Source organism: Gluconobacter sp. Dm-44 (genome assembly GCF_018256175.1).
GTDB lineage: Bacteria > Pseudomonadota > Alphaproteobacteria > Acetobacterales > Acetobacteraceae > Gluconobacter > Gluconobacter cadivus.
In genome coordinates this window covers 87,774-106,589 of record NZ_JAERLZ010000010.1, presented here as the reverse complement: position 1 = coordinate 106,589, position 18,816 = coordinate 87,774, and the positions used below count along the sequence as shown (strand labels likewise).

Sequence of the window (18,816 nt, the reverse complement as noted above, 5' to 3'; positions counted from 1 at the left end):
GGTATTCAAATACCACATGAGATTCCGTCAGTACAACCAAATTCAATAGGCTGAGACGATTACATTCCCATCCATCCGCCAGAATTCCCTATGAACGATGGACGCGCGATCGGTTTGCGTTCTGCTCGTGGTTTCGGGTCATTGATCGCCACAGCCAACTGCCGGAATGCGTCGGCTCCATGTGAGGCATCATCGTGCAGCGGCTTCTTGCTGAACTGCCCCGTCTGCTGGTCCACATCGTAGCGGTACCGTCGCAGGGCGTTCATTCCGTCCGCTGTGGCTTGCTCATCAAACCACACGCGAGGAAACAAGGTACGAGCCGCGCTTATTCCTGCCGATATAGGAAGCTGAGGCAGAACCGTGATCGGCATCGAACGCGCACGTAGTTGGGCCGCAATCGTTTTTCCGGCCGCCGAGAGCTGGCCTTGATTAGCATCATGCGGAAGGAAATGCCGCTCGTACTTGTAGCCGCGCCGCTCCAGCACGCTGACGTAATGGTCGAGGCCTTCCATTCGGTTCTGATAGAAGTCGATCACCCGAATATCGAAGCCGATCTTCTGCCAGAACCAGATGCTGGTCATGTCAGACCAACCCAGATCCCAAGCTGTGAAGACAGGCGCAGAAGGGTCATATTCCACGCGGCAAATGCGCTGCTCGTCCGTGGCCTGTCTGATCTCGCTGGCATAGATCGCGCCCTCAAGAACCTGCTTGGGATTGCCCTGCCAGACGTTCAGCCATGCGTCGTAATCCGCGGCCTTGAGCTGCTCCATTTCTTCGCGCAACACGGCAGGGAAGAACGGGTTCTGATCCCAGTTCACCTTCCGAACAATCGCATTGCGCGGAGGGTTCAGAACGAACCGACGATAGACTTCATCCTCAGCAAGCTCGGGATTGAAGCCAAGCCAGATCTCAGAGCCTTCCTTACGGATCGTCGGAATGAGAATATCGAGGCTGCCTTTGGTGATCGTCTGCGCTTCCTCGATCCAGCAACGATCAATGCCTTCGATAGATTTGATCGATGCGATGTTGTGCCGCAGACCCGCGAAGATGAACTCCGTCCCGTTGCGCCCGATGATCGTCGTGTTCTGGACCGTGTAGAAGCTCGCCAGGGCGGGATTACGCGCAATATGGTCAGCCAGCAGCGAGTGAACAGAGTCAGAGATGGACTTCTGAAACTCACGCGCGCACAGAACGCGGATCGGCTTCTCAGCACCTTGGATCAGCAGAGCAAGAGCCATGCCCCAAGACTTGCCCGATCCTCGACCGCCATACGCGACCTTGTAACGCGCAGACTCGAACAGGAAGGCGAGGCTCTCAGGGAACTGGACCTCACTCACTCGGTCGAACCACGGTCACGACGAGGCCGAGCGGGGCGCCATCCTGTCCACTGATCTCGACAGTCTCTTTCGCCTTACCCCAAGCGCGGTCGAGCAGAGCATTGGCGGCAGAGACGCGCGCACTTTCCGGAGAGGCCGGACTGCCAGCAATTTCCGCAAGCGCCGTAATGGCCGTGACTGTGTGCGAACGGGCGAGGGCGATCACCTCGCGAATGTCTTTTGGAAGGCCCGAAGGATTGCCGCTCTGGCCTTTCTGAAACGGCCGACCAACAGGCATTTTCTTCCGCTGCTTACCGCTGTTGGCAGGGGGTTTGTTCATAGGTCCAGCCTATCATCAGGCTGGGTTTGGTACAAGCAAAACCGGTAACAGGATACCGCTGAATGGCAAATCGTAGATCGACTATTCATCTACATGTTTTTTCCAAATCACGTCTTCATCTATGCTGCTCATGTTGCTGACCCATTCTACTATTTCCTTCGCCGTCATATTTTTTTTGTAAGGAGTTTCTGCATTTTTTTTGGCTTTGATATGAGCTGTGGATTCATCTTTGTAATTTCCACTAATCATATTTTCTTCTAATAAATTCATTCTGTGAGATAATCCGCGAGTTGATGCAAGTATTTCCTTAAGTATGTCAGAGTCAGATCTTACAGGTGATTGTGTTGATTTTTGATTTATAGATATAGATTTCGCTAGCCTATCTTTGAATTTTTCCCAAAAAACTTCGAATGTCGCGTCTAAAACAGTTGGCTTCAAAAACTCTGACGGAGAATGACTATTAATGGCTTGAAAAAGTCTTTTCATTCCTTGTTGATCTGGAGTTATACAATTAAATTGAGATAATGGCGGCTGGATATCCGAAGAAGATAAATCGCACAACAAAACAACAACCTTGTTATTGGATATTCCTTTAGCGAGAGCTCCGGCTTCGAATAATATCCAAGGTTTATCTTTATTTTCATTTGTAAGGCATATTATTCCTATCGATGTATCAGCCAGTTGGGTTTGAATTTCGCTAAACCAGACAGAGCCGGCATCTATATTGTTTGAGGATAGCCACGGATCGCTTGACTGTATGACGCAAGCTATCCATTCTTGTAGTAATTTTGCTACCTCGTGGCTTTTTTTTCCAGACCAGCTTAAAAATACCTTCATTTGAAATATCCCATACGGCAATAAAATTATGTAAAAAAACGTATACCGTGACCGCAAAGAATCTCAATTGTCGAATCAAGTTTCCTGGTCGAATAATTCCCGCCAAACAAAAGGGAATATAATATGCCTCAGATCACGCCTGAATGGATATTCGGTGCTTTGTGCGTTCTGATCTACGCCGTTTATTATGCGGGAAGTAGAATTGAAAAAGCCTTATTGAGGGTTCAGGCCGAAATATCCAATATAGATACGAACATGCGAAAAATATTCTATGATCAGACAAATGGGAGCGCGCTAGAGAACATACACGAAAGCATTCTCGACCTACAAAGTCGCGTCGAAAAAATTGACAGGAAAATCGAAGAACCATTCAGACTTCCGCCTGAGCCGAACCTCTAGCCTTCCATTGTCTCTAACCCTTTCTGGATCAAGCGGCGAATAGCTTCAGAGCGACTGACGCCTTTCGCAGCCGCCCACTCAGCCACAGCCTTGATCATTTCGGCAGGAACTCGGCCAGCCAACATCGGGTCGGTTCCCGTCGGCGGCCGCCCCTTTTTACGTATTACGTTTTTTGTTGACGTATTCATGCTTTTACGTCTAACGTAAAAACAGGCCGGAGGGAAGCACCACCTTCCAACCGGCCCTAACCACCAACCGGAGGCTCCCGGCCATGGCTAAGGCCATTCATACCACAATTGCGACTTTTCGTCTTCTGTTCGACCGGAAGTTTTCCGTGTCGATCATGCCGATCATGGTGAAGGGAGACGAAGCATGAGCGCGTCTCTCGCCAATATCGCCGTTACGATGTCCTCCCGCGAGATCGCGGAACTGACGGGAAAACCGCATCGCCACGTCCTGCGCGATATTCGGAAGATGCTTTCGGATCTGAATTTGGACGAAAAGGGGTATGCCCAAACTTGGGCAGACCCCCAGAACGGGCAGCAATACGAAGAATATGCCCTCCCCAAAAACCTGACCATGAACCTGATCACCGGCTATAGGGCCGATCTGCGCCTCAAGGTGATTGACCGCCTGATGGAACTAGAAACCGCTACCTCTCAGATCGCCGTCCCGAAAACCATGACCGAGGCACTCCGTCTCGCGGCTGAGTTGTCCGAGAAGAACGACATCCTCCTCAACACAGTTGCGATCCGGCAGCGGGAGTTGGCAGAAGCAGCGCCCAAGGTAGCCGCCCTGGACCGGATCAGCACGGCAGACGGCTCATACGGCCTGACGGAAGCGGCGAAGATCCTGCAAGTGAAGCCCAAGGCGCTGATCGCGTTCATGGCGACGTCGCAGTGGATCTATCGTCGGAACAACGCGAAGAACTGGCTGGCCTATCAGGCCAAGATCGACGCCGGGTATCTCTGGCACAAGATCGGCACCTACACAGATCCGAACGGCGAGGAAAAGACCCGCGATACGGTAAAGGTCCTGCCGAAAGGTCTGGCAAAGCTGGCCCAGATCGTGCCGGGCGCGAAGATTGATCCGAACCTGATGCAGATGGAGACCCGCTCCACGGTGGCGCGGGGTTCCGAAGTCATGGAATACGTGCCGCTCGACACGACTGAACGTCAGCAGGAGCGCGCCCAAACCAAGGCCCCGTTCATCACCACAGACATGATCCTGATGACGGCCATGGATCGCTGGGAAGCCATGCGATGGTCAGGTGCCCCGCAGTCTCAGGAAGACGCAGACATGTGGTACGAGATCAATGATTACACACCGAAAACACCCTACGCTCAGAAACGAAAAGAGCGGTTTCTGGGGCTTTTTCCTCATACCGCAATCAAGCGAAGCATTATCCCGGCATGAATACCTTAACCGCCCTTCGGGGCATTTTTTTGTAGATATTTTCTACGAAAATTATAGGCTCATTTGCGCTAATTGAAATTTGAAGGAATTGTCATTCATGAATGAAGAAATTCTCGCTCCGGGTAATTACCGCGTCACTTTCAAAGCAAACGACGAAGAAATGAATAATACAATTTGGCTAGATGACATTGCCATGTATGGAAAAAAGCAAATTCCGGCTGTGGATGATAATATATTGCGACATACACGCAATTATTTGATTCAGAGTGCATATGAAACACTACCTGTCACCGGCGAAGCTGAGAAACTTCCACTGGCTGACTACGAGGTAAAAGTAGAGAAAGTAGGGTGAAAGCGAGGCTATCCGCTGCACATCCACCCTGGCCTCGGAAACTCATCTACCACGTGACGCCGCACACTTCTCCTGAAGCCGCTGCATAGCGTCTGGCGGCATAGGCGCGGTCATCATAGCCCGGTAGTTCATGCAGGCCGCCGTTTCATGGTGCTGCGGCTTGTGTGAATTGCAGGTGCATCCTGCGAGAATTACCACGGTTAGCGATGCAAGAATGAGGCGCATGAAGCTTTCCCAAATTTTCTGTTTTTTGTAAGAGCGCAAGATCGTCCGTAGAGTTTGAAATCAACAGATTTTATGACTTTGGAGCGCCTTTGCACGCCTCAGAACAATATCGGACCTGATTCCAGTCCTTCGCCCGTTGCTGCCTGCAATTCCCGGATCACGGCGTCGGCCAGCGCACCAGCCCGAGCCATCTCCTGCGCATCAGGCCGCTTGCGCTCCGGCTCATGCGGCTGTTCCGCCATGGCGAGTATTTCCCGCAGGCCAGTGACCTCGGACCGGATCTGCTCGGCATAGGGGCGGAGATGCGCATACAGCTCGCCCGGTGCAGGCCAGCGTGATCCGACGGGATAGCCGTTGCGGTCTGCCTGCCGGGTCCATGCGATCCGGGTTTCTGGCGTCCAGGCGCCGTCCGGAATGTCCGAGCAAACCTCCGCGAAAACCGCGCAGATTTCGCCAGACGGGACAGGGGCGTTCGACACCAGCGTTGCGAGCTTGGCCAGCCAGGTCTTGATCCCCTCGAACGGAGGCGGGTTCGCGGCGGCTTCGGCCCTGGCAAGCTGCTGACGGACCGCTGCAAGGCGATCGGGCGTCAGGTCGGACCGCCAGAGATACCCTTCGCGCTTTGCCGAGATCAGGGCCCTGAGGTCGCCGCTTACCGGGACGTAGGCCGCAGTCTTGGCGATGGCCCCACGGTGGATTTTTGCGATGTCTGCCATGGTCAGTACCCCTCCAGCATCACGCCGGATTTCCACGCTTCCGCGTTGTCAGCCCGTTGCTGCGCCTTGCTCGGAGCGGCCGGAATCCGCATTCCATCCTCACGCCGAACCCAGTTCCGCCACGTCGCGTTCCAGTCAGTTTTGCGGCCTTTGGGATCGGGAACTCCGAGCCAATAATCGCGGAAAACTGCGGCTGTTCGCTCAGGATCGACGCCGTTTGATCGGGCAAACTCGGCCATCTCCAGCGATGGCTGCCAGCCGGCAGGGAGGCGGGAAGCGCGTTTCGACTTTTCCGATTTCGGTGCGGGGGCGGGCGGCGCGTCGGCAGGCGCGCTTTCTAACTCACGCAGTGAGTTCTTTCTTTCTGTATCTGCTTCTGCTTCTGTTTCTTGGTGTTTAAGGGGAGGGGTTGCGTTTGCCTTAAGGGAGGGGGTTAACCCCTCTGCGTCTTCACCCTTAACCTTGCGCTTTGCCTTTCCGGTAATGTTGGGATTACCCCCTTTCTTACCGTTGGCGGCGGCTTCATCACTGATGGCCTTATCCCTGACCATGCGGCGGCTGAAGATTGTTCCGGCATCTGTACGGCTGAAAACTCCGTTTTCTTCGAGTTCAGCCACCAGCTTTGTGGCCTCACGTTCGGAGCATCCCAGCACGGCTGAAAGCTGCCGCATATTTGGCGAACGTCCATTGACCAGTAGGTGTCCGACCGGATCAGCGTCTGCCATCAGGCAAAGCATCTCGATCCAAGCGCCGCGTGCTGCGAGCGAGCACATTCGCAGCGCCGGATCGCGTTGCCAGTCCTGCCACCAGAATTTTGCCCATCTGCGTGCGCTCATGCCAGCACCTCCCCACGCAAAGAAATGCCCTCGCGGGACAGGAAGCCGATCACGTCATCCAGGCACCGGCACACAGCGACAGGTGCGCCCGTGGACTTGAGGCGCTTGTGCAGCGCTCGCTGCTCTTTCGATACGGTGCCCGTAGGCGTCTTGATCTCGACGTAGAGCGTGCGGCCTGCGTGCGTGAACTGCATGTCCGGCACACCCGCGATGCAGCCGCGCGCCTTGCGTCGTGCACCTTCGCGCTGTCCGTTGCGCCGGTTCTCATTACTCCAGGCCACAACGTCCTCCGGCAGAAGGATCTGCAGGGCGCGCCAGATGTGGGTATGGAGCCTATCCTCTTCGTTGCTCATGGCGTCACATCCCCAAAGCACGGCGGTAAACGTCGAGCAGCGTTTCCTGCTCTTCCACATCGGCAGGTTCCTGCTTCCGGATACGGATGATCTGCTTGATGACTTTCACGTCAAACCCGGCAGATTTGGCCTCGGAGAAGATGTCCTTGATGTCGCCGGAGAGGGCTTTGCGCTCCTCTTCCAATCGCTCAACCCGCTCGATGATGGAGCGTAGGCGATCGGCAGCGATACCGCCCACGGCGGCGTCAGAATTATGGCCGGTCATGTCAGACATGTTCGATGTCCCGTTCAGAGATTTTCTTGCATTTCGGCATATGCACCGAGGAATTCCGTGATGAAGGCCGCTGCGACTTGCGGGACGATGGCATTGCCGTAACCGCGCAATCGTCCCACTCGGGCGGGTAGCCCATGAGCCAGCGGCTGTGTGCCGGGTTCAACTGGCCGGAACTTGCCGTCCCTGCATCCGAGCCAATCAGCACTCTCCCAGCCGCCGTTATGCGGAGGGGCTGGTCTAGGTTGATCCCGAAGGTCACCAGGTAGTCGCATCGATCGAAGGTCCGATCCGTGCCGTCCTTGCGGATCAACGTCGGGCCTGATCCCTTCCAATCGTGAGCGGTCGGTGTCGGCCAGCCTGCTCTCTGCACCGCCATGTTCAGCGTCATGTTCGCAGCGAAGGGGTTGTATTTCTCGCCTCGGCTTGCATCCGTTTTTGTAGTCGTCGGCCAGCCAGACAGCTTGCTTTGTCCAGCCAGGGTGCGAAGCCCGCGCGCTGTTTCTGGTTGGTTGAACACGTTGCAGGTGGGCGTGTTCCACCCTGACTGCTCCGAAGAACAATCGCTTACGGATGTGCGGCGCGCCGACGCTACAAGCTGGCAATACGGCCGCTCCGCAGGCGTAACCTTCTCGCTCCAGCGCATCGAATAGATCGTCGAGCCATCCTTTCCCAATCGCGTCCGCAACCTGTTCGCCAAACAAGAGGACAGGTTTGCACTCACGGATGAGATCGAGCCAGACGGGCGCAAGGTGCCGCTCGTCGGATTGGGCGAGGCCTTTACCCGCAACAGAGAATGGCTGACAGGGAGGTGAGCCGGTCCAGATACCAGGCACGTTCTCAAGACCGGCCCATCGGAGTGCGAGCGGCCATCCACCAATCCCGGCGAAGAAATGACACTGGTCGTATCCGGCGACGTCATCGGGATGAACATCTCGAATTGACCGGGTATCGATGTGCCCGGGGAGCAGATGACGTCCAGCGCCAAGCTCTTGGAGCCATGCGGCCGTGGGTGCATCCCATTCGTTGTAATAGGTTCGCATTTCAACGGTTCTGCCCCTGCATTGGGATGCACACGGTCTGCGTGACGTAGCCGAGCGCGTTAAGGATCGGCTGTGAGATTTCACGGTGTCCGTTGAGTGTCAGAGATACGTCGGTCTGGCTGATCCCAGTCTTGCGCGACCACGCACGCTGACCGCCCGCCAGATCAACGGCATCCGCAAGAACTGATTTCATGGCTGCAATCGGGCGCCCGCTGATGTCTTGGCTCATTTCCGAAGCTCCTCACGGGCAGCATTGAGAGCGCGCTGATACCGGGCCATCTCGGCCTCAGCCCAAGAGGACCAGGCATCCCAATCGCGCCAAAGGATGCGCAGCCAAGCGAACCGGTATGACGGAGGCGGCCCCGCGTGATGGCCGAACCCAAACCGGCCTAGTTTAAGGGTGAACCAAGGCATTGTGTGTCCTCACGCGCCTTGCGGCGCTCTGCGACGAGGCGTTCAACCTCGTCCGCAATGGAGTTGCAGGAGGCCATCAGTTCAATCAGCGCCTCAATGTCGGGCGCGCTTGATCCTGAGAGCCAATTCTTCGCAGTCCGGGGCGTCTTGTTCGACGCGCGGGCCAACATCTCTTGAGCAAACCGATACGGCTTGAACTCGCGCGCAATGACGTCGAGTAAGGAAGCACGTATCGGGCGGAGGGCAGCGCTCATCGTGGCCCTCCTTGTGTCTGAAAAGGACCAACGTTGGTCTGTCTTGGACCAAGCATTACGCATCTGTTTTCTCCATTCTCTGCCGTGTCACCGAGCAGAGAAGGAGCAACAGCAATGGAAGGAGACGCGCCCCAGACACCACAATTCGAGATCGATGCGGACACGCCGCATCTAGCCGTTGCACTGTGCAGGGATGCCCAGCTCTGGGGCACTCTGCACAGCCGACAGCCGCAGGAGGTCAAAGACCACCTGGCACTCAAACTGGCGATGTTGGTTGGGGCGGACATCTGGGGCTGAGGCTCAGTGCAACCCGCGATCCCGACCGAACGCACAGTCCGGCACAGGAGGCGCATGACCACCGAACAACGCACGCCACGACACGTCCGAGAACGGTTCGAGCGGGCCACGCAGGACCGGTTCGGCACGCCCCTTCTTGGGATGCGTGGCTTCGTGGCGCGCCATCTTCCATTTGGTGCGGATGGCTTTCGGCACCTGTCGATCCATCGCAGCCGACAGCGAAGCCGGTGAGACGCCGAGCTTCTTTGCGATGACGGTCGCGCTTTCATTGCGCTCCATCATTTCAAGAAGCGTCGGCATCAGCGGCTCCCAGTCGATGCGGTTGTGCGTGTTCTGGAGAGACGATCCACCTGTTGCGCTGCCGTTCGGCGACAGGCCCGCAAGGCCATGACGGCCGATCATCGAGGAGAGGGAAGTCTCCTTCACCCCCAGATGGCTGGCGATCTCACGACGGGTCTTCCCGGCCCGCAGCATCGTCTCGACCTCGGGGATGTATGGGGTCCAGTCGTGGCGGGCGGTCATTGTGCGACCCTCCCGGCGAAGTGCACCCGGATGAACGCGGCGAAGGACAGGGCGCAGAAGGCAATAGAGGCGAAATCAACCATCGTCCCGGACTCCCTTCGCGGAAGTATCGGGCGTAGCGTCATTGCGGGGATCGGCGGCAACCGAGTCCCCGATTTTGTTTTCCATTACATTGGATGAATTTGATGTCTGTTCGTAAAATTGTTTCCCTACAAACTCAGCCTGTTCAGAACCAAATTCTTGGTCGCTCTGAACACGAAGTGCGCGTCGTACTAAATGTCTCAGGCGTGAATACACCCGGTCAACCTGTGTACCCCGACAATGCGTTGATAACTTTGGAGTTCCGCGTTCAGGATCTTCCTGCTGTTCCGCTCGCTGATGCAGAGAAGTGGGTGTCGTCTGTATTGCAATTAACTGCTCAATAGCCTGCCTGCCTGTTTGCCACATAAAGGGGCGAACAATCCCCTCGATGCCGGGCACGATGCGATCCAGCCTGGCGTTGAGGGTTCTAAGCTCAGCCAAGATGAGGCGATTAGTTTCGTCTCCCATCACGCCACCTCCTTCCGCTTGGCGCGGGTGGGGAGGGGCGGAAGGCAGGCCTTCAGCAGCTCGCTCAAAGGCATTCCCGTGACGGTTGCAATTGCAGGGACCCGGCTTGCCGGGATGCTTCCCTTTCGCTTCCACGACTGAACGGTGGACGGCGAAAGTCCGAGCTTGCGAGCCAGTGAGCGTGTGCCCCCTTGCTCCTCGATGATAACGAGTGCGTTGGTCATGTGCGATATGTGCGACACCTTCACACAAATAGCAATGACTTTTTCGCACAGACATGTGCATCTATTTCGCACATAGTGGAGAAATGACAGATTTGCCCGTCAATGACCGATTAAAGGCGTTGCGCTTGCGCGGCGGCTATACCGTACGCGAGTTCGCCCAGGCTTTGGGGTATGGAGAACGGTACTCGACGTATGCCTCCTACGAGGGGAAATACAAAAAGCCCTATCTGCCAGTAGATCTGGTCAAGACCATGTTGCCGCTTCTCCTTGACCGTGGCGACCCGCCGATAACTGCTGGCGAGGTCTGGGCATTGGCGGGGGTGGCGCCTGGAACTGACGGCATCGCTCCCAGTATCGAACGCGCAGAACGCATGGAGCGAACCAAAAACCCCAAGCATGGCGAAGTCGTCATCAACGAATTTGACGTTTCGCCGCAAGCTGGAGGTGGGGCTCTCGTGGCTGAAAACGGCGGGGAGGGGGACATGCACACTTCTCTCGCCACATGGACGCTGCCAAAAGCATTTCTTGAAAACTATGTGCCTGACAGCTCAGGCCTTGCCGTGGTGCGGGTAATCGGGAACTCGATGGAGCCCGACTTCATGCCGGGCGACCGGGTGCTGGTTGATACGCACCACAAGCTCATGAGCCATGATGGCGTCTATGTGCTTTGGAACGGTCATGGCGTCGTCATCAAGCAGCTTCAGCTAGTGCCCCGCAGTGACCCTGAGCGCGTTCGCATTATCAGTGTGAACAAGACCTATGACACGGACGAGGTTCTGCTCTCTGAGATTGAGATCAACGGCCGCGTCGTTGGGAAGTGGACTTGGAAGTGACTGGAACCCAACCAAAAAGCACACATGTAGCACTTAGCGAACTAGAATGCGTTGGATCCAACTTGCAAAGCGCGCCAGAAGTGCAATATATTGCAAGATCAGTGGATGTTTTTTCAAGTTTAGGATTGGAGAGGTTCGTGCCAACTCCTCCATTGAAAGACGGCAGTCTCAGGGAAATATGGGCCACGCCAAATTTCTTACATTGGTTTGGGAAGGAGTTGGAACAGATCACACCTGATGATCCTGACGATCCGACGCCAATTGCGCAGGTCTATGCAAAATTTCACAGATTTTGTGAGGGTAGAAAGATGGTTTACCCCCATGACATAAGGAACCTCAGGCCAGTACATAAAGCCGTCTGGGAGCTGAAAACTACGGATGTGCGCCTTTTCGGCTGGTTTCCGTCTAGAAACTGCTTAATTCTGCACAGCGGCGCAGATGCCAACTTTCTGCATGCTGCCTCCGAAGAGGATAGATGGCTGCCCTATGTCGACGCTATTGAGCAATACATTTTAGAACTGGATAACCCTGCAATAGTGCCAATCACAGGAACGGAGACGGAACATGTCCTTTCAAATCGAACTTTCTCCTGAACAAAAGACGCACTCTCTTCTTGTCGAGGATCTTTTTGAAGCACTGCAGAAAACTTTTGCTGAGGAAGTAGAGCGTCGAGGACTTACTCAAGCAGAAATGGCAAAAGAAATTGGTGTAGATATAAGCACCATTAATAAGTGGATGAACTTGAAAGGAAATCCTACGCTAAAAACTATCTCAAAACTATACTGCGCAATGAAACGACAAGGATGGTCAAATTTAATTGTTCCGGAATCCTTGAATAATATTTTTATTAATATTGAGGCCAATTCCGGTAGAGTTGGTTTGGACGAAAGAATAGTTACAAACGAACTTTTAACAAATTCTCGAACAAATATAGTTCAAGAAATAAATAGAGAACCTTGTAATGTTTAGTAATTTTTTTAAATCTGTTACGTTTTCGGAAGATGTTAGGTATGAAGACAGTGGCCTAACATTTATAATCGGTGCAAACGCGGGCAGAATTGTCTCTTACCAAGCTCCATTAGTTATGAATAAATTTTGTATAAGGTTTGAAATAAACACCAAAGGTCTAGAATTAAGAAGCTTTAGGGTTAGAGTGGTAAATGAGCAAGGATTTCCCATCACCGACACTATAGCGTATCTAAATCTTATTGACTGGTCACGCCCGGGTATTGCTGTTCTTTCTGCATCAAATTTCATTTTTCCGGAATTCGGGGTATACTATTTACAAGTTAGCCCAATGTACTCAATCGATTGGATGACTTTAAGGGAATTATATGTAGATCAGGTCCAATAATTGAGATCAGGTTTAAGCCCGGCTCTGGCCGGGTTTCTTTTTACCCAGACCGAACCCTCACGACAGACAGGCTTTGAACAATCGTCACCCGCCAATGGAGATGGAGAGGGTCGTGCCTCATACTCATGCCGCCTGCGGACTGCCTGTGCCTTATCCAGTGCCACCTGTTCAGCCTCCACCGCTTCCGCCCCTGAGTGACGAGCCAGAGCCCATACAAGAGCCTCCTGAACCGCTGAACTGACAGAGACCCGGTGAGAGCCGGGTTTCTTTTTGTGCGACAAAATCGATAAAATCATACATGTGCGATTTTATCGCTTGACGCCTGTGTGACGATATCGCACATATAGTCCCACACCGCACGAAGCGGCGAGGAAGAACCACAATGGCGAACCTGCCTGACAATTTCTCACAGAGCGCACGCGCCAACGCTGAGCCTCTGTTGAGCGACTTCGGATTTCCACTTGTCCGGACCATCAATTTCGAGAAGTGGATCGCGTTGTATCCTGGCCCGTTCGGCACGGTCCGCAAGCTCCACGACACACCCCACTTTGCAGTGTTCGAAGAACAGACGGGCCTCGGAATTTACGAGAAGATGGCAGATGGCCAACTCCGCAGAGGCCAGATTGCACGTCATAGCAACAGCGACGCGCGCGCCCTGGAGTGGTGCAAAGACTGGGTCGCAAAATATGAGGCAGTGATGTGATGCCTGATATCACCGCCCATGATCTGTCCACGGCTGCGGCCTTACTGCTGAAGGTTCAGGAAATCGCATATCGGATCAGTGACGATCCGGGCGCGGCAGAAGAGCTGAGGCGACTTTCATTTCAATGCGGGGAAGTAGCGCGAACGCTGAAATATCCTCTGCATCAGATCAACTTACCCATCGCCGCTTGACCAGCAAGTAAACGACAGGAATTTCTGAAATGCGTGAAACAGCAAACGCCCGAACTGTGTCCAAAGCATCAGTTCCATATCTGGAAATGAAGCGCCGTCAGTTCCGCAAGGCCGCATGCGTGAGCCTGAATGCCGCGGGCCGGGCCGATATGGCGGGCGACCGTGCAGAGCATGACCTGCACTGGCAGCGTTATCTCGATGCCGCGAACCTTGCACTCGATACTGACCGGCAGCTCAAGAGCCAGACCGTAGCGGGCCTGTCCCGGATCGTGGCGCGCGTCCTGCGCACGCCTCCTGTCATCGCAGGAAGGGCTTGAGACGATGAACGCAGTTACGACGACGCAGGCAGGCGGCTTCGCGATCGAGGGAATGACGGGGGCCATGCACCTCGCCAAAGCCATGTCATCCGCAAAGATGGTTCCGAACCACCTACAGGGCAGTCCGGGTGATTGCCTGATGGTAATCGAGCAGGCGATGCGTTGGCAGATGTCACCTTTCGCGGTGGCCCAGGCGACGGCTGTGGTCCGTGGCAAGATGTGCTTCGAGGGCAAGTTGGTCGCAGCAGCCATCCAGACGAGCGGCGTTCTTGACGGGCGCCTGAACTACGAGTTCGAGGGAGACGGGCAGGGACGCAAGGTTATCTGTTCCGGCCTGATCCGCGGCGAGAAGAAGCCGCGCACGGTCGAAGTCCTGTTGAAGGACGCCAAGACGGACAATCAGTGGTGGACGAAAACACCGGACCAGATGCTGTCCTATCATTCGGCTCGGGTCTGGGCTCGTCGCCACACGCCTGAGGTCATGCTTGGCGTTTACGCGCCGGAAGAGTTTGACGCTCCCTCTGGTCATGTCGTGGACGTGACGCCTGAGACGAAACAGGATCCGCGCCAGCAGATCCAAGAAGAACGCCCGGTGGATTACGTCGCGTTCTTCACCAGTCGTCTCAAGGCTTGCTCTGACACCGGCTGCATTCTCGCCCTTGAAAAGAAGTGGGAGCAAACGCAGGCCAAGGCGCGCGATGCGGGACGCCCGATTTCTGAGGAAGTTCTGGCTGACGTCACCGACCTGTTCGCAGATCGCTACGGCTTCCTTCATGAGCAGGAGCGCCAGCAGGCCGATGCCAACGCGGAAGTCCCGGCTGAGGAGATGCCGGCATGAGCATTCTCTTCTTTGATACGGAGACGACTGGCTTTGCAAAGCCCGGACTTCCAACCGGCCATGAGGATCAGCCGCATTGCGTGCAGCTCGCAGCCATCCTGACGGACGATCAGGGGCGGGAAGAGGCGTGCGTGAACGTCATCATCCGTCCGGAGGGCTGGACAGTTCCTGATGCGACCGCCGCCATCCACGGTATCACGACGGAGAAGGCCGCGCGCTACGGCATCCGCGAGCAAGTCGCCGCGGTCCTGTTCTATGACCTGACGAGCCGGGCTGATCTTCTGGTTGCGCACAACATCAAGTTCGACCGGCAGATCGTGGCGACGATGTTCGCCCGAGCAAAGCGGACTGAATGGAAGCTGCCGGAAGCACAGTTCTGCACGATGGAAGCGGCCACACCACTCGTGAACCTGCCGCCGACGCCTCGCATGCGGGCGGCCGGGATCATCAAACCCAAAGCGCCGAAGCTCGAAGAGTGCATTCAGCACTTCTACGGCGAGACGCTTGAGGGCGCGCATGACGCCCTGGTCGATGTCCGGGCCTGCGCCCGGATCTACTTCGAGATGAAGCGCATGGAAGAAGCGGCATGACCCACCCCAGCGAGATCAACGAGGACCTGAGCGACGTGATTGCACGCTCTCTCCTCATGGAGCGGATCGAGCGTGCAGCGGCCCTGCCGTGCCTCTCCGACCTCCGACACGATGACAACGAAATCCGCCGTGAGAGCGGCTTGTTGAATGCTGAGAAGTGGAGCGCGTGATGGCTGATTTTCTTCTGGTTTATCCCGTACATAAGAATGGTTCTTCTGAAGCAATCCTGCTGCCTGTCTCTGAAGTCGGTCCTGCATTTCCTGTTATGGGCACAGGCGATATGCGCGGGATCGGATCATGGCTGCACATGGCCGACTACATCACGCCGTCCGGCCGCATGCTGGTCCACGGAACGCCCGTGGAGATCGCAGAGGCCATTGCCGCCGACGGCCGCGTCGCCGCTCTGACACCCAGAGAATACCCGACTGAAGAGGTTGCAGCATGACCTCCCAAATCCCCACCCTGATCGAGGCGCTGGCCCTCGTGATCCTGCTCCAACTTGCGGCCGGTTCGCGGCCGGGGAGTGTTTGAGATGAGTGAGATTAAGCCGGTTGCCCGCGTAGATGGGAGATGGTCAGACGATCGAGCGATGATTCGCACGCTCGATGCTGGGGCTGATATGCGTCTTGGTACGATCCTCTACACATCCGAACAACTCGCCGAGGCTGTAGCAGCGGAGCGGGAACGGTGCGCGAAGGTGTGTGAGGATAAAGCCCAAACCATCGTGCAGGAGCAGGGTTCTTTGCCTGATTTTGAAACAGGTGAAGTCACTCTTGGTGAACTCAGTCAGGAAGCCTTTGAGGCTTTCGAAAATGCCGCCGAAGCCATCCGGAGCGCCGCGAAATGAAGAACCTCCTCAAGAAAATCCGCCAGCTCTTCACTCTCTCCACCAACGAAAGCCCGGAAGACTGGGCACAGAGGATCACATAGTGATGACAAACCTATTCCGCCCGGTCCTGCTCGCGGCGCGCTGCATCCGTGACCTGTGGCGCTGGCTCACGAACGATCATGACGACTTTAATCCTGACCGCGATGACATGGGGCACTATCGATGACGCAGGAACAGAAGGTGCGGACGCGGGACGGGCAGGTCATTTCCCTATCTCTACTATTAACTGCACTGGCGTCTGGAATCCCGGCAAACGACGACCCAGATGCTGCGATGAAAACTGCCGAGCACCATATCCTCGAAGCTGAATCCCGAGACGCAGCGGAACAGCGCCGGAAGGATGCGGAGGGGCAGCAGCCTGTTGGATGGCAATGGCTGGACGCTAAAAGTGGCTGGCTCCAGATCATACACGATGACCCGGCCACTCATGCTCAAGAAATGGAAGAAATGGGTATACCTTGCCGTCCCGTTTATCTTGGCCCCGCCAACGTCGCCGCGCTGGAAGCTAGGGTTAAGGATCTGGAGGCCGCACTCGCCGCATCCGCTAAAGTAGCTGTAGAGCATGGAAACGAGAAGGTCCGCATGGAAACGGCTCTCGTGGAAATCCTTCAGAACCCAGCCAGGGCCAAAGAGATCAGCGCCGCTGCCCTCACACGTGAGGGAGGGGTGTGATGGCTATGCCAATGAAAGGTGACGGTTGCACATACCGCCCAAAGGCTGGCGAGCGCGCCCTAATTTCTGGGCCGCATTGCGATAACGAGCATGGCTACACTTATGCGGAAATGGAAGTTCTTTGGACTGATGCGCTGTTTTGCATAGCTCGAATTCCCGGTTTCTGGCCGTGCGTCTGGAAATGGGAACACATTCGATCGAAGCCCATCGCAGGAGACCCCGCATGACCCAGCGCACTGACACGGAGCGGCTGGAGTGGATCGCCAGAACGCCGAATTTTCTTTTGGAAGTTATAGTCGATCAACCCGAAGATGGCAGCTACATGGATATGGCGCACGACCATGCCTACACCGGAAGAACATTCCGATCCGCCATCGACGCAGCTATGGACGCGGAGGAACGGGGATGAGTGAGACGCTGGACCAACTGCTCACAGCACAGGAAGTGGCCGACAAGCTCCGGACCACGCCAAGCAATCTCTACCGCAAGATCAAGGCCGGACGTTTCCCGGCCCCGATCCAGTTGAGCGTCCGTTGCGTTCGATGGCGCGAAAGCGACGTGGCCCGCTGGCTCAATAGCTTGCCGACCTCCGTACCGTCTGAAGCAGATCTCGAGACGGCATAGCGTCTTTCAAAAGCAGATCGGCCCATTCCTGGCTGATCTGCTTTCTGCGATCTATGTGCTGGGCTCGATTGTAGGCAGCTTCAACGGCATCTTTCGGCACGTGGGCCAGCATCAGGTCAATGATCGCCCTGTCTTCGGGACGCCTTTCGTTCATGATGGACGAGAACGAAGCCCGAAAGCCATGCGGAACATGCTGCCCCGCATACCCAGCGCGATTTATCAGATAGCCCATCGCATTCTCGGACATAGGCTTATGCGCCCATCGCGCATTAGGGAACACAAGCGGACCGCGTCCGGTAAGAGGGCGAATGATCTCAATGATCGCCCGCGCCTGCGTCGAAAGCGGCACGATGTGTTCCCGACGCATCTTCATGCGCTCAGATGGGATGATCCACATATCGCCTTCCAGTTCAGTCCACAGCATACCCCGAACCTCTCCAGACCGCACGGCGGTCAGGGCAAGGAAACGCAGCGCAAGCTGAGTGACGGGATGGGAGGGAGTGTGCTCAATCCGGCGCATCATGCGCCGCAACGGCTCAAGGTGGATGATGGCTGGTTGCTGCCCTTTCTGGAGAGGGGAAAGAGCACCCTTGATCTGCTCGGCAGGATTGGATGTCCCGAGACCACAGGCGATCCCATAGGCGAATATCGCCCCCATGCGTTGCCGGACGCGTCGTGCGGTCTCGCCAGCCTGCTTCTTCTCGATGCAATGCACCACGTCCAAAGCGATCGGGGGCGTAATGGCATCGAGGGGAAGGCTTCCAATCTTCGGAAAAGCAAAGCGTTCGAGTGTGCTCTGAACTTCGGATCGGTGTTGAGGCGTCCACTGCTTGCCGTGTGCTGCGATCCACGCCAGAGCCACAGTGCGGAACTGATTGTCTGTCCGGACGGCTTCAGCACGTTTCTGCTGCCGGGTGAGGGAAGGGTCCTGCCCATTGCGTAACTCTTCACGGGCACTCTCCCGCGCGCGCCTGGCATTGATGAGACTGACCTCAGGATAGGCTCCGAAGGACAGGGCCTTCTCTTTGCCCCCGAAGCGATATTTCAGCCGCCAGAGCTTCGTCCCGTTCGGCTTTACCAGCAGATAAAGACCCTGCGCATCGCTGAGCTTATACGGCGATTCTTTCGGCGCAGCCTTGCGCACAGCGACGTCTGTCAGCACCGATACCCCCAGCTCTCAAACGATACCCCCATTGATACCCCCATTGATACCCCCATTCGCATTGCGGTTCATGGTTTGTTCTCGTCATTAATGGACGCAAACCAGATAGAGGAAAAGGGCAGATTTGGCTGCTCTTGGTCAATAACGGTCACTAATGGTGGGGGTATCGCTGGCGGAGAGAGTGGGATTCGAACCCACGGTACGCTATTAACGTACACACGCTTTCCAAGCGTGCGCCTTAAGCCGCTCGGCCATCTCTCCTGTCGAGCGAGGCGGTGT

General features: G+C 55.7%; 33 protein-coding genes and 1 tRNA gene. 18 read left to right on the top strand and 16 right to left on the bottom strand.

The features are described 5' to 3' along the window. Positions 1–59 precede the first annotated feature (59 nt). From JK213_RS12245 to JK213_RS15935, 4 genes are all read right to left on the bottom strand, one after another. Positions 60–1,337 carry a PBSX family phage terminase large subunit gene (locus tag JK213_RS12245; protein ID WP_211571691.1) on the bottom strand — a complete coding sequence of 426 codons (1,278 nt, stop codon included), beginning with the start codon at positions 1,335–1,337 and terminating at the stop codon, positions 60–62. Further along, complete coding sequence (locus tag JK213_RS12240) at positions 1,330–1,656, bottom strand: DUF5681 domain-containing protein (RefSeq protein ID WP_211571690.1); 327 nt, start codon at positions 1,654–1,656, stop codon at positions 1,330–1,332. Before JK213_RS12240 ends, JK213_RS12245 begins: the two co-directional genes overlap by 8 nt. Before the next feature lie 81 nt (positions 1,657–1,737). Beyond that, positions 1,738–2,493 carry a toll/interleukin-1 receptor domain-containing protein gene (locus JK213_RS12235; RefSeq protein WP_211571688.1) on the bottom strand — a complete coding sequence of 252 codons (756 nt, stop codon included), beginning with the start codon at positions 2,491–2,493 and terminating at the stop codon, positions 1,738–1,740. A gap of 395 nt (positions 2,494–2,888) precedes the next feature. Beyond that, complete coding sequence (locus JK213_RS15935; RefSeq protein WP_283091840.1) at positions 2,889–3,017, bottom strand: ribbon-helix-helix protein, CopG family; 129 nt, start codon at positions 3,015–3,017, stop codon at positions 2,889–2,891. 247 nt (positions 3,018–3,264) lie between these two features. On the opposite strand from JK213_RS15935, the gene JK213_RS12225 reads away from it, so the two are divergent. Both JK213_RS12225 and JK213_RS12220 read left to right on the top strand, forming a co-directional pair. Next, positions 3,265–4,308, top strand: coding sequence for a phage regulatory protein/antirepressor Ant (locus JK213_RS12225; protein WP_211571685.1), 1,044 nt, complete (start codon positions 3,265–3,267; stop codon positions 4,306–4,308). A gap of 97 nt (positions 4,309–4,405) precedes the next feature. Beyond that, positions 4,406–4,660 carry a hypothetical protein gene (locus JK213_RS12220; protein ID WP_211571684.1) on the top strand — a complete coding sequence of 85 codons (255 nt, stop codon included), beginning with the start codon at positions 4,406–4,408 and terminating at the stop codon, positions 4,658–4,660. 323 nt (positions 4,661–4,983) lie between these two features. Here the strand turns inward: JK213_RS12220 and JK213_RS15930 are convergent, their stop codons facing one another. The 7 genes from JK213_RS15930 to JK213_RS12185 all read right to left on the bottom strand — a co-directional run bounded on the left by JK213_RS15930 (position 4,984) and on the right by JK213_RS12185 (position 8,772). Beyond that, a complete protein-coding gene (locus JK213_RS15930) occupies positions 4,984–5,601 on the bottom strand; it encodes a hypothetical protein (RefSeq protein WP_249200616.1) in 618 nt (205 codons plus the stop codon). A gap of 2 nt (positions 5,602–5,603) precedes the next feature. Further along, entirely contained in the window at positions 5,604–6,437 is an 834-nt protein-coding gene (locus JK213_RS12210) for a hypothetical protein (protein ID WP_211571682.1), read from the bottom strand. Continuing rightward, the gene (locus JK213_RS12205) at positions 6,434–6,850 is read right to left on the bottom strand and encodes a VRR-NUC domain-containing protein (RefSeq protein WP_211571680.1); all 417 of its coding nucleotides are present in this window, start codon (positions 6,848–6,850) and stop codon (positions 6,434–6,436) included. The genes JK213_RS12210 and JK213_RS12205 overlap by 4 nt, the downstream gene beginning before the upstream one ends. Further along, complete coding sequence (locus JK213_RS12200; RefSeq protein WP_211571678.1) at positions 6,795–7,064, bottom strand: DUF2312 domain-containing protein; 270 nt, start codon at positions 7,062–7,064, stop codon at positions 6,795–6,797. The genes JK213_RS12205 and JK213_RS12200 overlap by 56 nt, the downstream gene beginning before the upstream one ends. 14 nt (positions 7,065–7,078) lie before the next feature. Then, positions 7,079–8,104, bottom strand: a complete 1,026-nt coding sequence (locus JK213_RS12195; protein WP_211571673.1) for a DNA cytosine methyltransferase — start codon at positions 8,102–8,104, stop codon at positions 7,079–7,081. Between the two features lies 1 nt (position 8,105). After that, positions 8,106–8,333 carry a hypothetical protein gene (locus tag JK213_RS12190; protein ID WP_249200615.1) on the bottom strand — a complete coding sequence of 76 codons (228 nt, stop codon included), beginning with the start codon at positions 8,331–8,333 and terminating at the stop codon, positions 8,106–8,108. Positions 8,334–8,493: 160 nt separating this feature from the next. Continuing rightward, the gene (locus tag JK213_RS12185; protein ID WP_211571671.1) at positions 8,494–8,772 is read right to left on the bottom strand and encodes a helix-turn-helix domain-containing protein; all 279 of its coding nucleotides are present in this window, start codon (positions 8,770–8,772) and stop codon (positions 8,494–8,496) included. Positions 8,773–8,886: 114 nt separating this feature from the next. Between JK213_RS12185 and JK213_RS12180 the strand changes: the two genes are divergently transcribed. After that, positions 8,887–9,069 carry a hypothetical protein gene (locus JK213_RS12180; protein ID WP_211571669.1) on the top strand — a complete coding sequence of 61 codons (183 nt, stop codon included), beginning with the start codon at positions 8,887–8,889 and terminating at the stop codon, positions 9,067–9,069. Positions 9,070–9,072: 3 nt separating this feature from the next. On the opposite strand, the gene JK213_RS12175 is transcribed toward JK213_RS12180, so the two are convergent. The 3 genes from JK213_RS12175 to JK213_RS12165 all read right to left on the bottom strand — a co-directional run bounded on the left by JK213_RS12175 (position 9,073) and on the right by JK213_RS12165 (position 10,364). Next, complete coding sequence (locus JK213_RS12175; RefSeq protein ID WP_211571668.1) at positions 9,073–9,591, bottom strand: hypothetical protein; 519 nt, start codon at positions 9,589–9,591, stop codon at positions 9,073–9,075. Between the two features lie 75 nt (positions 9,592–9,666). After that, the gene (locus JK213_RS12170) at positions 9,667–10,140 is read right to left on the bottom strand and encodes a hypothetical protein (protein ID WP_211571667.1); all 474 of its coding nucleotides are present in this window, start codon (positions 10,138–10,140) and stop codon (positions 9,667–9,669) included. Then, complete coding sequence (locus tag JK213_RS12165; protein ID WP_211571666.1) at positions 10,140–10,364, bottom strand: carph-isopro domain-containing protein; 225 nt, start codon at positions 10,362–10,364, stop codon at positions 10,140–10,142. Before JK213_RS12165 ends, JK213_RS12170 begins: the two co-directional genes overlap by 1 nt. A 53-nt stretch (positions 10,365–10,417) precedes the next feature. On the opposite strand from JK213_RS12165, the gene JK213_RS12160 reads away from it, so the two are divergent. From JK213_RS12160 to JK213_RS12095, 15 genes are all read left to right on the top strand, one after another. After that, positions 10,418–11,197, top strand: a complete 780-nt coding sequence (locus JK213_RS12160; RefSeq protein WP_249200614.1) for a S24 family peptidase — start codon at positions 10,418–10,420, stop codon at positions 11,195–11,197. Continuing rightward, complete coding sequence (locus JK213_RS12155; RefSeq protein WP_211571662.1) at positions 11,194–11,790, top strand: hypothetical protein; 597 nt, start codon at positions 11,194–11,196, stop codon at positions 11,788–11,790. Before JK213_RS12160 ends, JK213_RS12155 begins: the two co-directional genes overlap by 4 nt. After that, entirely contained in the window at positions 11,762–12,166 is a 405-nt protein-coding gene (locus tag JK213_RS12150; RefSeq protein ID WP_211571660.1) for a helix-turn-helix domain-containing protein, read from the top strand. The genes JK213_RS12155 and JK213_RS12150 overlap by 29 nt, the downstream gene beginning before the upstream one ends. Before the next feature lie 767 nt (positions 12,167–12,933). Continuing rightward, on the top strand, positions 12,934–13,254 hold the full coding sequence (locus tag JK213_RS12145; protein WP_062107343.1) for a hypothetical protein: 321 nt from the start codon (positions 12,934–12,936) through the stop codon (positions 13,252–13,254). Then, the gene (locus tag JK213_RS12140) at positions 13,254–13,445 is read left to right on the top strand and encodes a hypothetical protein (RefSeq protein ID WP_062107345.1); all 192 of its coding nucleotides are present in this window, start codon (positions 13,254–13,256) and stop codon (positions 13,443–13,445) included. Before JK213_RS12145 ends, JK213_RS12140 begins: the two co-directional genes overlap by 1 nt. Before the next feature lie 29 nt (positions 13,446–13,474). Continuing rightward, complete coding sequence (locus tag JK213_RS12135; protein ID WP_211571657.1) at positions 13,475–13,762, top strand: hypothetical protein; 288 nt, start codon at positions 13,475–13,477, stop codon at positions 13,760–13,762. Positions 13,763–13,766: 4 nt separating this feature from the next. Next, the gene (locus JK213_RS12130; RefSeq protein WP_211571654.1) at positions 13,767–14,600 is read left to right on the top strand and encodes a recombinase RecT; all 834 of its coding nucleotides are present in this window, start codon (positions 13,767–13,769) and stop codon (positions 14,598–14,600) included. Further along, positions 14,597–15,190, top strand: a complete 594-nt coding sequence (locus JK213_RS12125; RefSeq protein ID WP_211571651.1) for a 3'-5' exonuclease — start codon at positions 14,597–14,599, stop codon at positions 15,188–15,190. The genes JK213_RS12130 and JK213_RS12125 overlap by 4 nt, the downstream gene beginning before the upstream one ends. After that, complete coding sequence (locus JK213_RS12120; protein WP_211571649.1) at positions 15,187–15,360, top strand: hypothetical protein; 174 nt, start codon at positions 15,187–15,189, stop codon at positions 15,358–15,360. The genes JK213_RS12125 and JK213_RS12120 overlap by 4 nt, the downstream gene beginning before the upstream one ends. After that, entirely contained in the window at positions 15,360–15,635 is a 276-nt protein-coding gene (locus JK213_RS12115; RefSeq protein ID WP_211571646.1) for a hypothetical protein, read from the top strand. Before JK213_RS12120 ends, JK213_RS12115 begins: the two co-directional genes overlap by 1 nt. 87 nt (positions 15,636–15,722) lie before the next feature. Beyond that, a complete protein-coding gene (locus tag JK213_RS12110) occupies positions 15,723–16,037 on the top strand; it encodes a hypothetical protein (protein WP_211571644.1) in 315 nt (104 codons plus the stop codon). Positions 16,038–16,122: 85 nt separating this feature from the next. Then, positions 16,123–16,245 (top strand): hypothetical protein, encoded by a 123-nt coding sequence (locus tag JK213_RS16100; protein WP_283091839.1) that lies wholly within the window; start codon positions 16,123–16,125, stop codon positions 16,243–16,245. After that, complete coding sequence (locus tag JK213_RS12105) at positions 16,242–16,751, top strand: hypothetical protein (RefSeq protein ID WP_211571640.1); 510 nt, start codon at positions 16,242–16,244, stop codon at positions 16,749–16,751. Before JK213_RS16100 ends, JK213_RS12105 begins: the two co-directional genes overlap by 4 nt. 223 nt (positions 16,752–16,974) lie before the next feature. After that, on the top strand, positions 16,975–17,160 hold the full coding sequence (locus tag JK213_RS12100) for a hypothetical protein (RefSeq protein WP_211571637.1): 186 nt from the start codon (positions 16,975–16,977) through the stop codon (positions 17,158–17,160). Beyond that, entirely contained in the window at positions 17,157–17,375 is a 219-nt protein-coding gene (locus JK213_RS12095) for an AlpA family transcriptional regulator (RefSeq protein ID WP_081105857.1), read from the top strand. The genes JK213_RS12100 and JK213_RS12095 overlap by 4 nt, the downstream gene beginning before the upstream one ends. Here the strand turns inward: JK213_RS12095 and JK213_RS12090 are convergent. Next, entirely contained in the window at positions 17,323–18,537 is a 1,215-nt protein-coding gene (locus JK213_RS12090) for a phage integrase central domain-containing protein (RefSeq protein WP_211571635.1), read from the bottom strand. The two genes, JK213_RS12095 and JK213_RS12090, sit on opposite strands and share 53 nt — an antisense overlap. Positions 18,538–18,707: 170 nt before the next feature. Continuing rightward, a tRNA-Ser gene (locus JK213_RS12085) sits at positions 18,708–18,798 on the bottom strand. Between the last annotated feature and the right edge of the window lie 18 nt (positions 18,799–18,816).

What these genes read in the sequence shown, in the direction of transcription:
- JK213_RS12240 (WP_211571690.1), bottom strand. Translation starts at nt 1,656, where the DNA reads ATGAACAAACCCCCTGCCAACAGCGGTAAGCAGCGGAAGAAAATGCCT.
- JK213_RS12235 (WP_211571688.1), bottom strand. Translation starts at nt 2,493, where the DNA reads ATGAAGGTATTTTTAAGCTGGTCTGGAAAAAAAAGCCACGAGGTAGCA.
- JK213_RS15935 (WP_283091840.1), bottom strand. Translation starts at nt 3,017, where the DNA reads ATGTTGGCTGGCCGAGTTCCTGCCGAAATGATCAAGGCTGTGGCTGAG.
- JK213_RS12225 (WP_211571685.1), top strand. Translation starts at nt 3,265, where the DNA reads ATGAGCGCGTCTCTCGCCAATATCGCCGTTACGATGTCCTCCCGCGAG.
- JK213_RS12220 (WP_211571684.1), top strand. Translation starts at nt 4,406, where the DNA reads ATGAATGAAGAAATTCTCGCTCCGGGTAATTACCGCGTCACTTTCAAA.
- JK213_RS15930 (WP_249200616.1), bottom strand. Translation starts at nt 5,601, where the DNA reads ATGGCAGACATCGCAAAAATCCACCGTGGGGCCATCGCCAAGACTGCG.
- JK213_RS12210 (WP_211571682.1), bottom strand. Translation starts at nt 6,437, where the DNA reads ATGAGCGCACGCAGATGGGCAAAATTCTGGTGGCAGGACTGGCAACGC.
- JK213_RS12205 (WP_211571680.1), bottom strand. Translation starts at nt 6,850, where the DNA reads ATGTGGAAGAGCAGGAAACGCTGCTCGACGTTTACCGCCGTGCTTTGG.
- JK213_RS12200 (WP_211571678.1), bottom strand. Translation starts at nt 7,064, where the DNA reads ATGTCTGACATGACCGGCCATAATTCTGACGCCGCCGTGGGCGGTATC.
- JK213_RS12195 (WP_211571673.1), bottom strand. Translation starts at nt 8,104, where the DNA reads ATGCGAACCTATTACAACGAATGGGATGCACCCACGGCCGCATGGCTC.
- JK213_RS12190 (WP_249200615.1), bottom strand. Translation starts at nt 8,333, where the DNA reads ATGAGCCAAGACATCAGCGGGCGCCCGATTGCAGCCATGAAATCAGTT.
- JK213_RS12185 (WP_211571671.1), bottom strand. Translation starts at nt 8,772, where the DNA reads ATGAGCGCTGCCCTCCGCCCGATACGTGCTTCCTTACTCGACGTCATT.
- JK213_RS12180 (WP_211571669.1), top strand. Translation starts at nt 8,887, where the DNA reads ATGGAAGGAGACGCGCCCCAGACACCACAATTCGAGATCGATGCGGAC.
- JK213_RS12175 (WP_211571668.1), bottom strand. Translation starts at nt 9,591, where the DNA reads ATGACCGCCCGCCACGACTGGACCCCATACATCCCCGAGGTCGAGACG.
- JK213_RS12170 (WP_211571667.1), bottom strand. Translation starts at nt 10,140, where the DNA reads ATGGGAGACGAAACTAATCGCCTCATCTTGGCTGAGCTTAGAACCCTC.
- JK213_RS12165 (WP_211571666.1), bottom strand. Translation starts at nt 10,364, where the DNA reads ATGACCAACGCACTCGTTATCATCGAGGAGCAAGGGGGCACACGCTCA.
- JK213_RS12160 (WP_249200614.1), top strand. Translation starts at nt 10,418, where the DNA reads ATGTGCATCTATTTCGCACATAGTGGAGAAATGACAGATTTGCCCGTC.
- JK213_RS12150 (WP_211571660.1), top strand. Translation starts at nt 11,762, where the DNA reads ATGTCCTTTCAAATCGAACTTTCTCCTGAACAAAAGACGCACTCTCTT.
- JK213_RS12145 (WP_062107343.1), top strand. Translation starts at nt 12,934, where the DNA reads ATGGCGAACCTGCCTGACAATTTCTCACAGAGCGCACGCGCCAACGCT.
- JK213_RS12140 (WP_062107345.1), top strand. Translation starts at nt 13,254, where the DNA reads ATGCCTGATATCACCGCCCATGATCTGTCCACGGCTGCGGCCTTACTG.
- JK213_RS12135 (WP_211571657.1), top strand. Translation starts at nt 13,475, where the DNA reads ATGCGTGAAACAGCAAACGCCCGAACTGTGTCCAAAGCATCAGTTCCA.
- JK213_RS12130 (WP_211571654.1), top strand. Translation starts at nt 13,767, where the DNA reads ATGAACGCAGTTACGACGACGCAGGCAGGCGGCTTCGCGATCGAGGGA.
- JK213_RS12125 (WP_211571651.1), top strand. Translation starts at nt 14,597, where the DNA reads ATGAGCATTCTCTTCTTTGATACGGAGACGACTGGCTTTGCAAAGCCC.
- JK213_RS12120 (WP_211571649.1), top strand. Translation starts at nt 15,187, where the DNA reads ATGACCCACCCCAGCGAGATCAACGAGGACCTGAGCGACGTGATTGCA.
- JK213_RS12115 (WP_211571646.1), top strand. Translation starts at nt 15,360, where the DNA reads ATGGCTGATTTTCTTCTGGTTTATCCCGTACATAAGAATGGTTCTTCT.
- JK213_RS12110 (WP_211571644.1), top strand. Translation starts at nt 15,723, where the DNA reads ATGAGTGAGATTAAGCCGGTTGCCCGCGTAGATGGGAGATGGTCAGAC.
- JK213_RS16100 (WP_283091839.1), top strand. Translation starts at nt 16,123, where the DNA reads ATGACAAACCTATTCCGCCCGGTCCTGCTCGCGGCGCGCTGCATCCGT.
- JK213_RS12105 (WP_211571640.1), top strand. Translation starts at nt 16,242, where the DNA reads ATGACGCAGGAACAGAAGGTGCGGACGCGGGACGGGCAGGTCATTTCC.
- JK213_RS12100 (WP_211571637.1), top strand. Translation starts at nt 16,975, where the DNA reads ATGACCCAGCGCACTGACACGGAGCGGCTGGAGTGGATCGCCAGAACG.
- JK213_RS12095 (WP_081105857.1), top strand. Translation starts at nt 17,157, where the DNA reads ATGAGTGAGACGCTGGACCAACTGCTCACAGCACAGGAAGTGGCCGAC.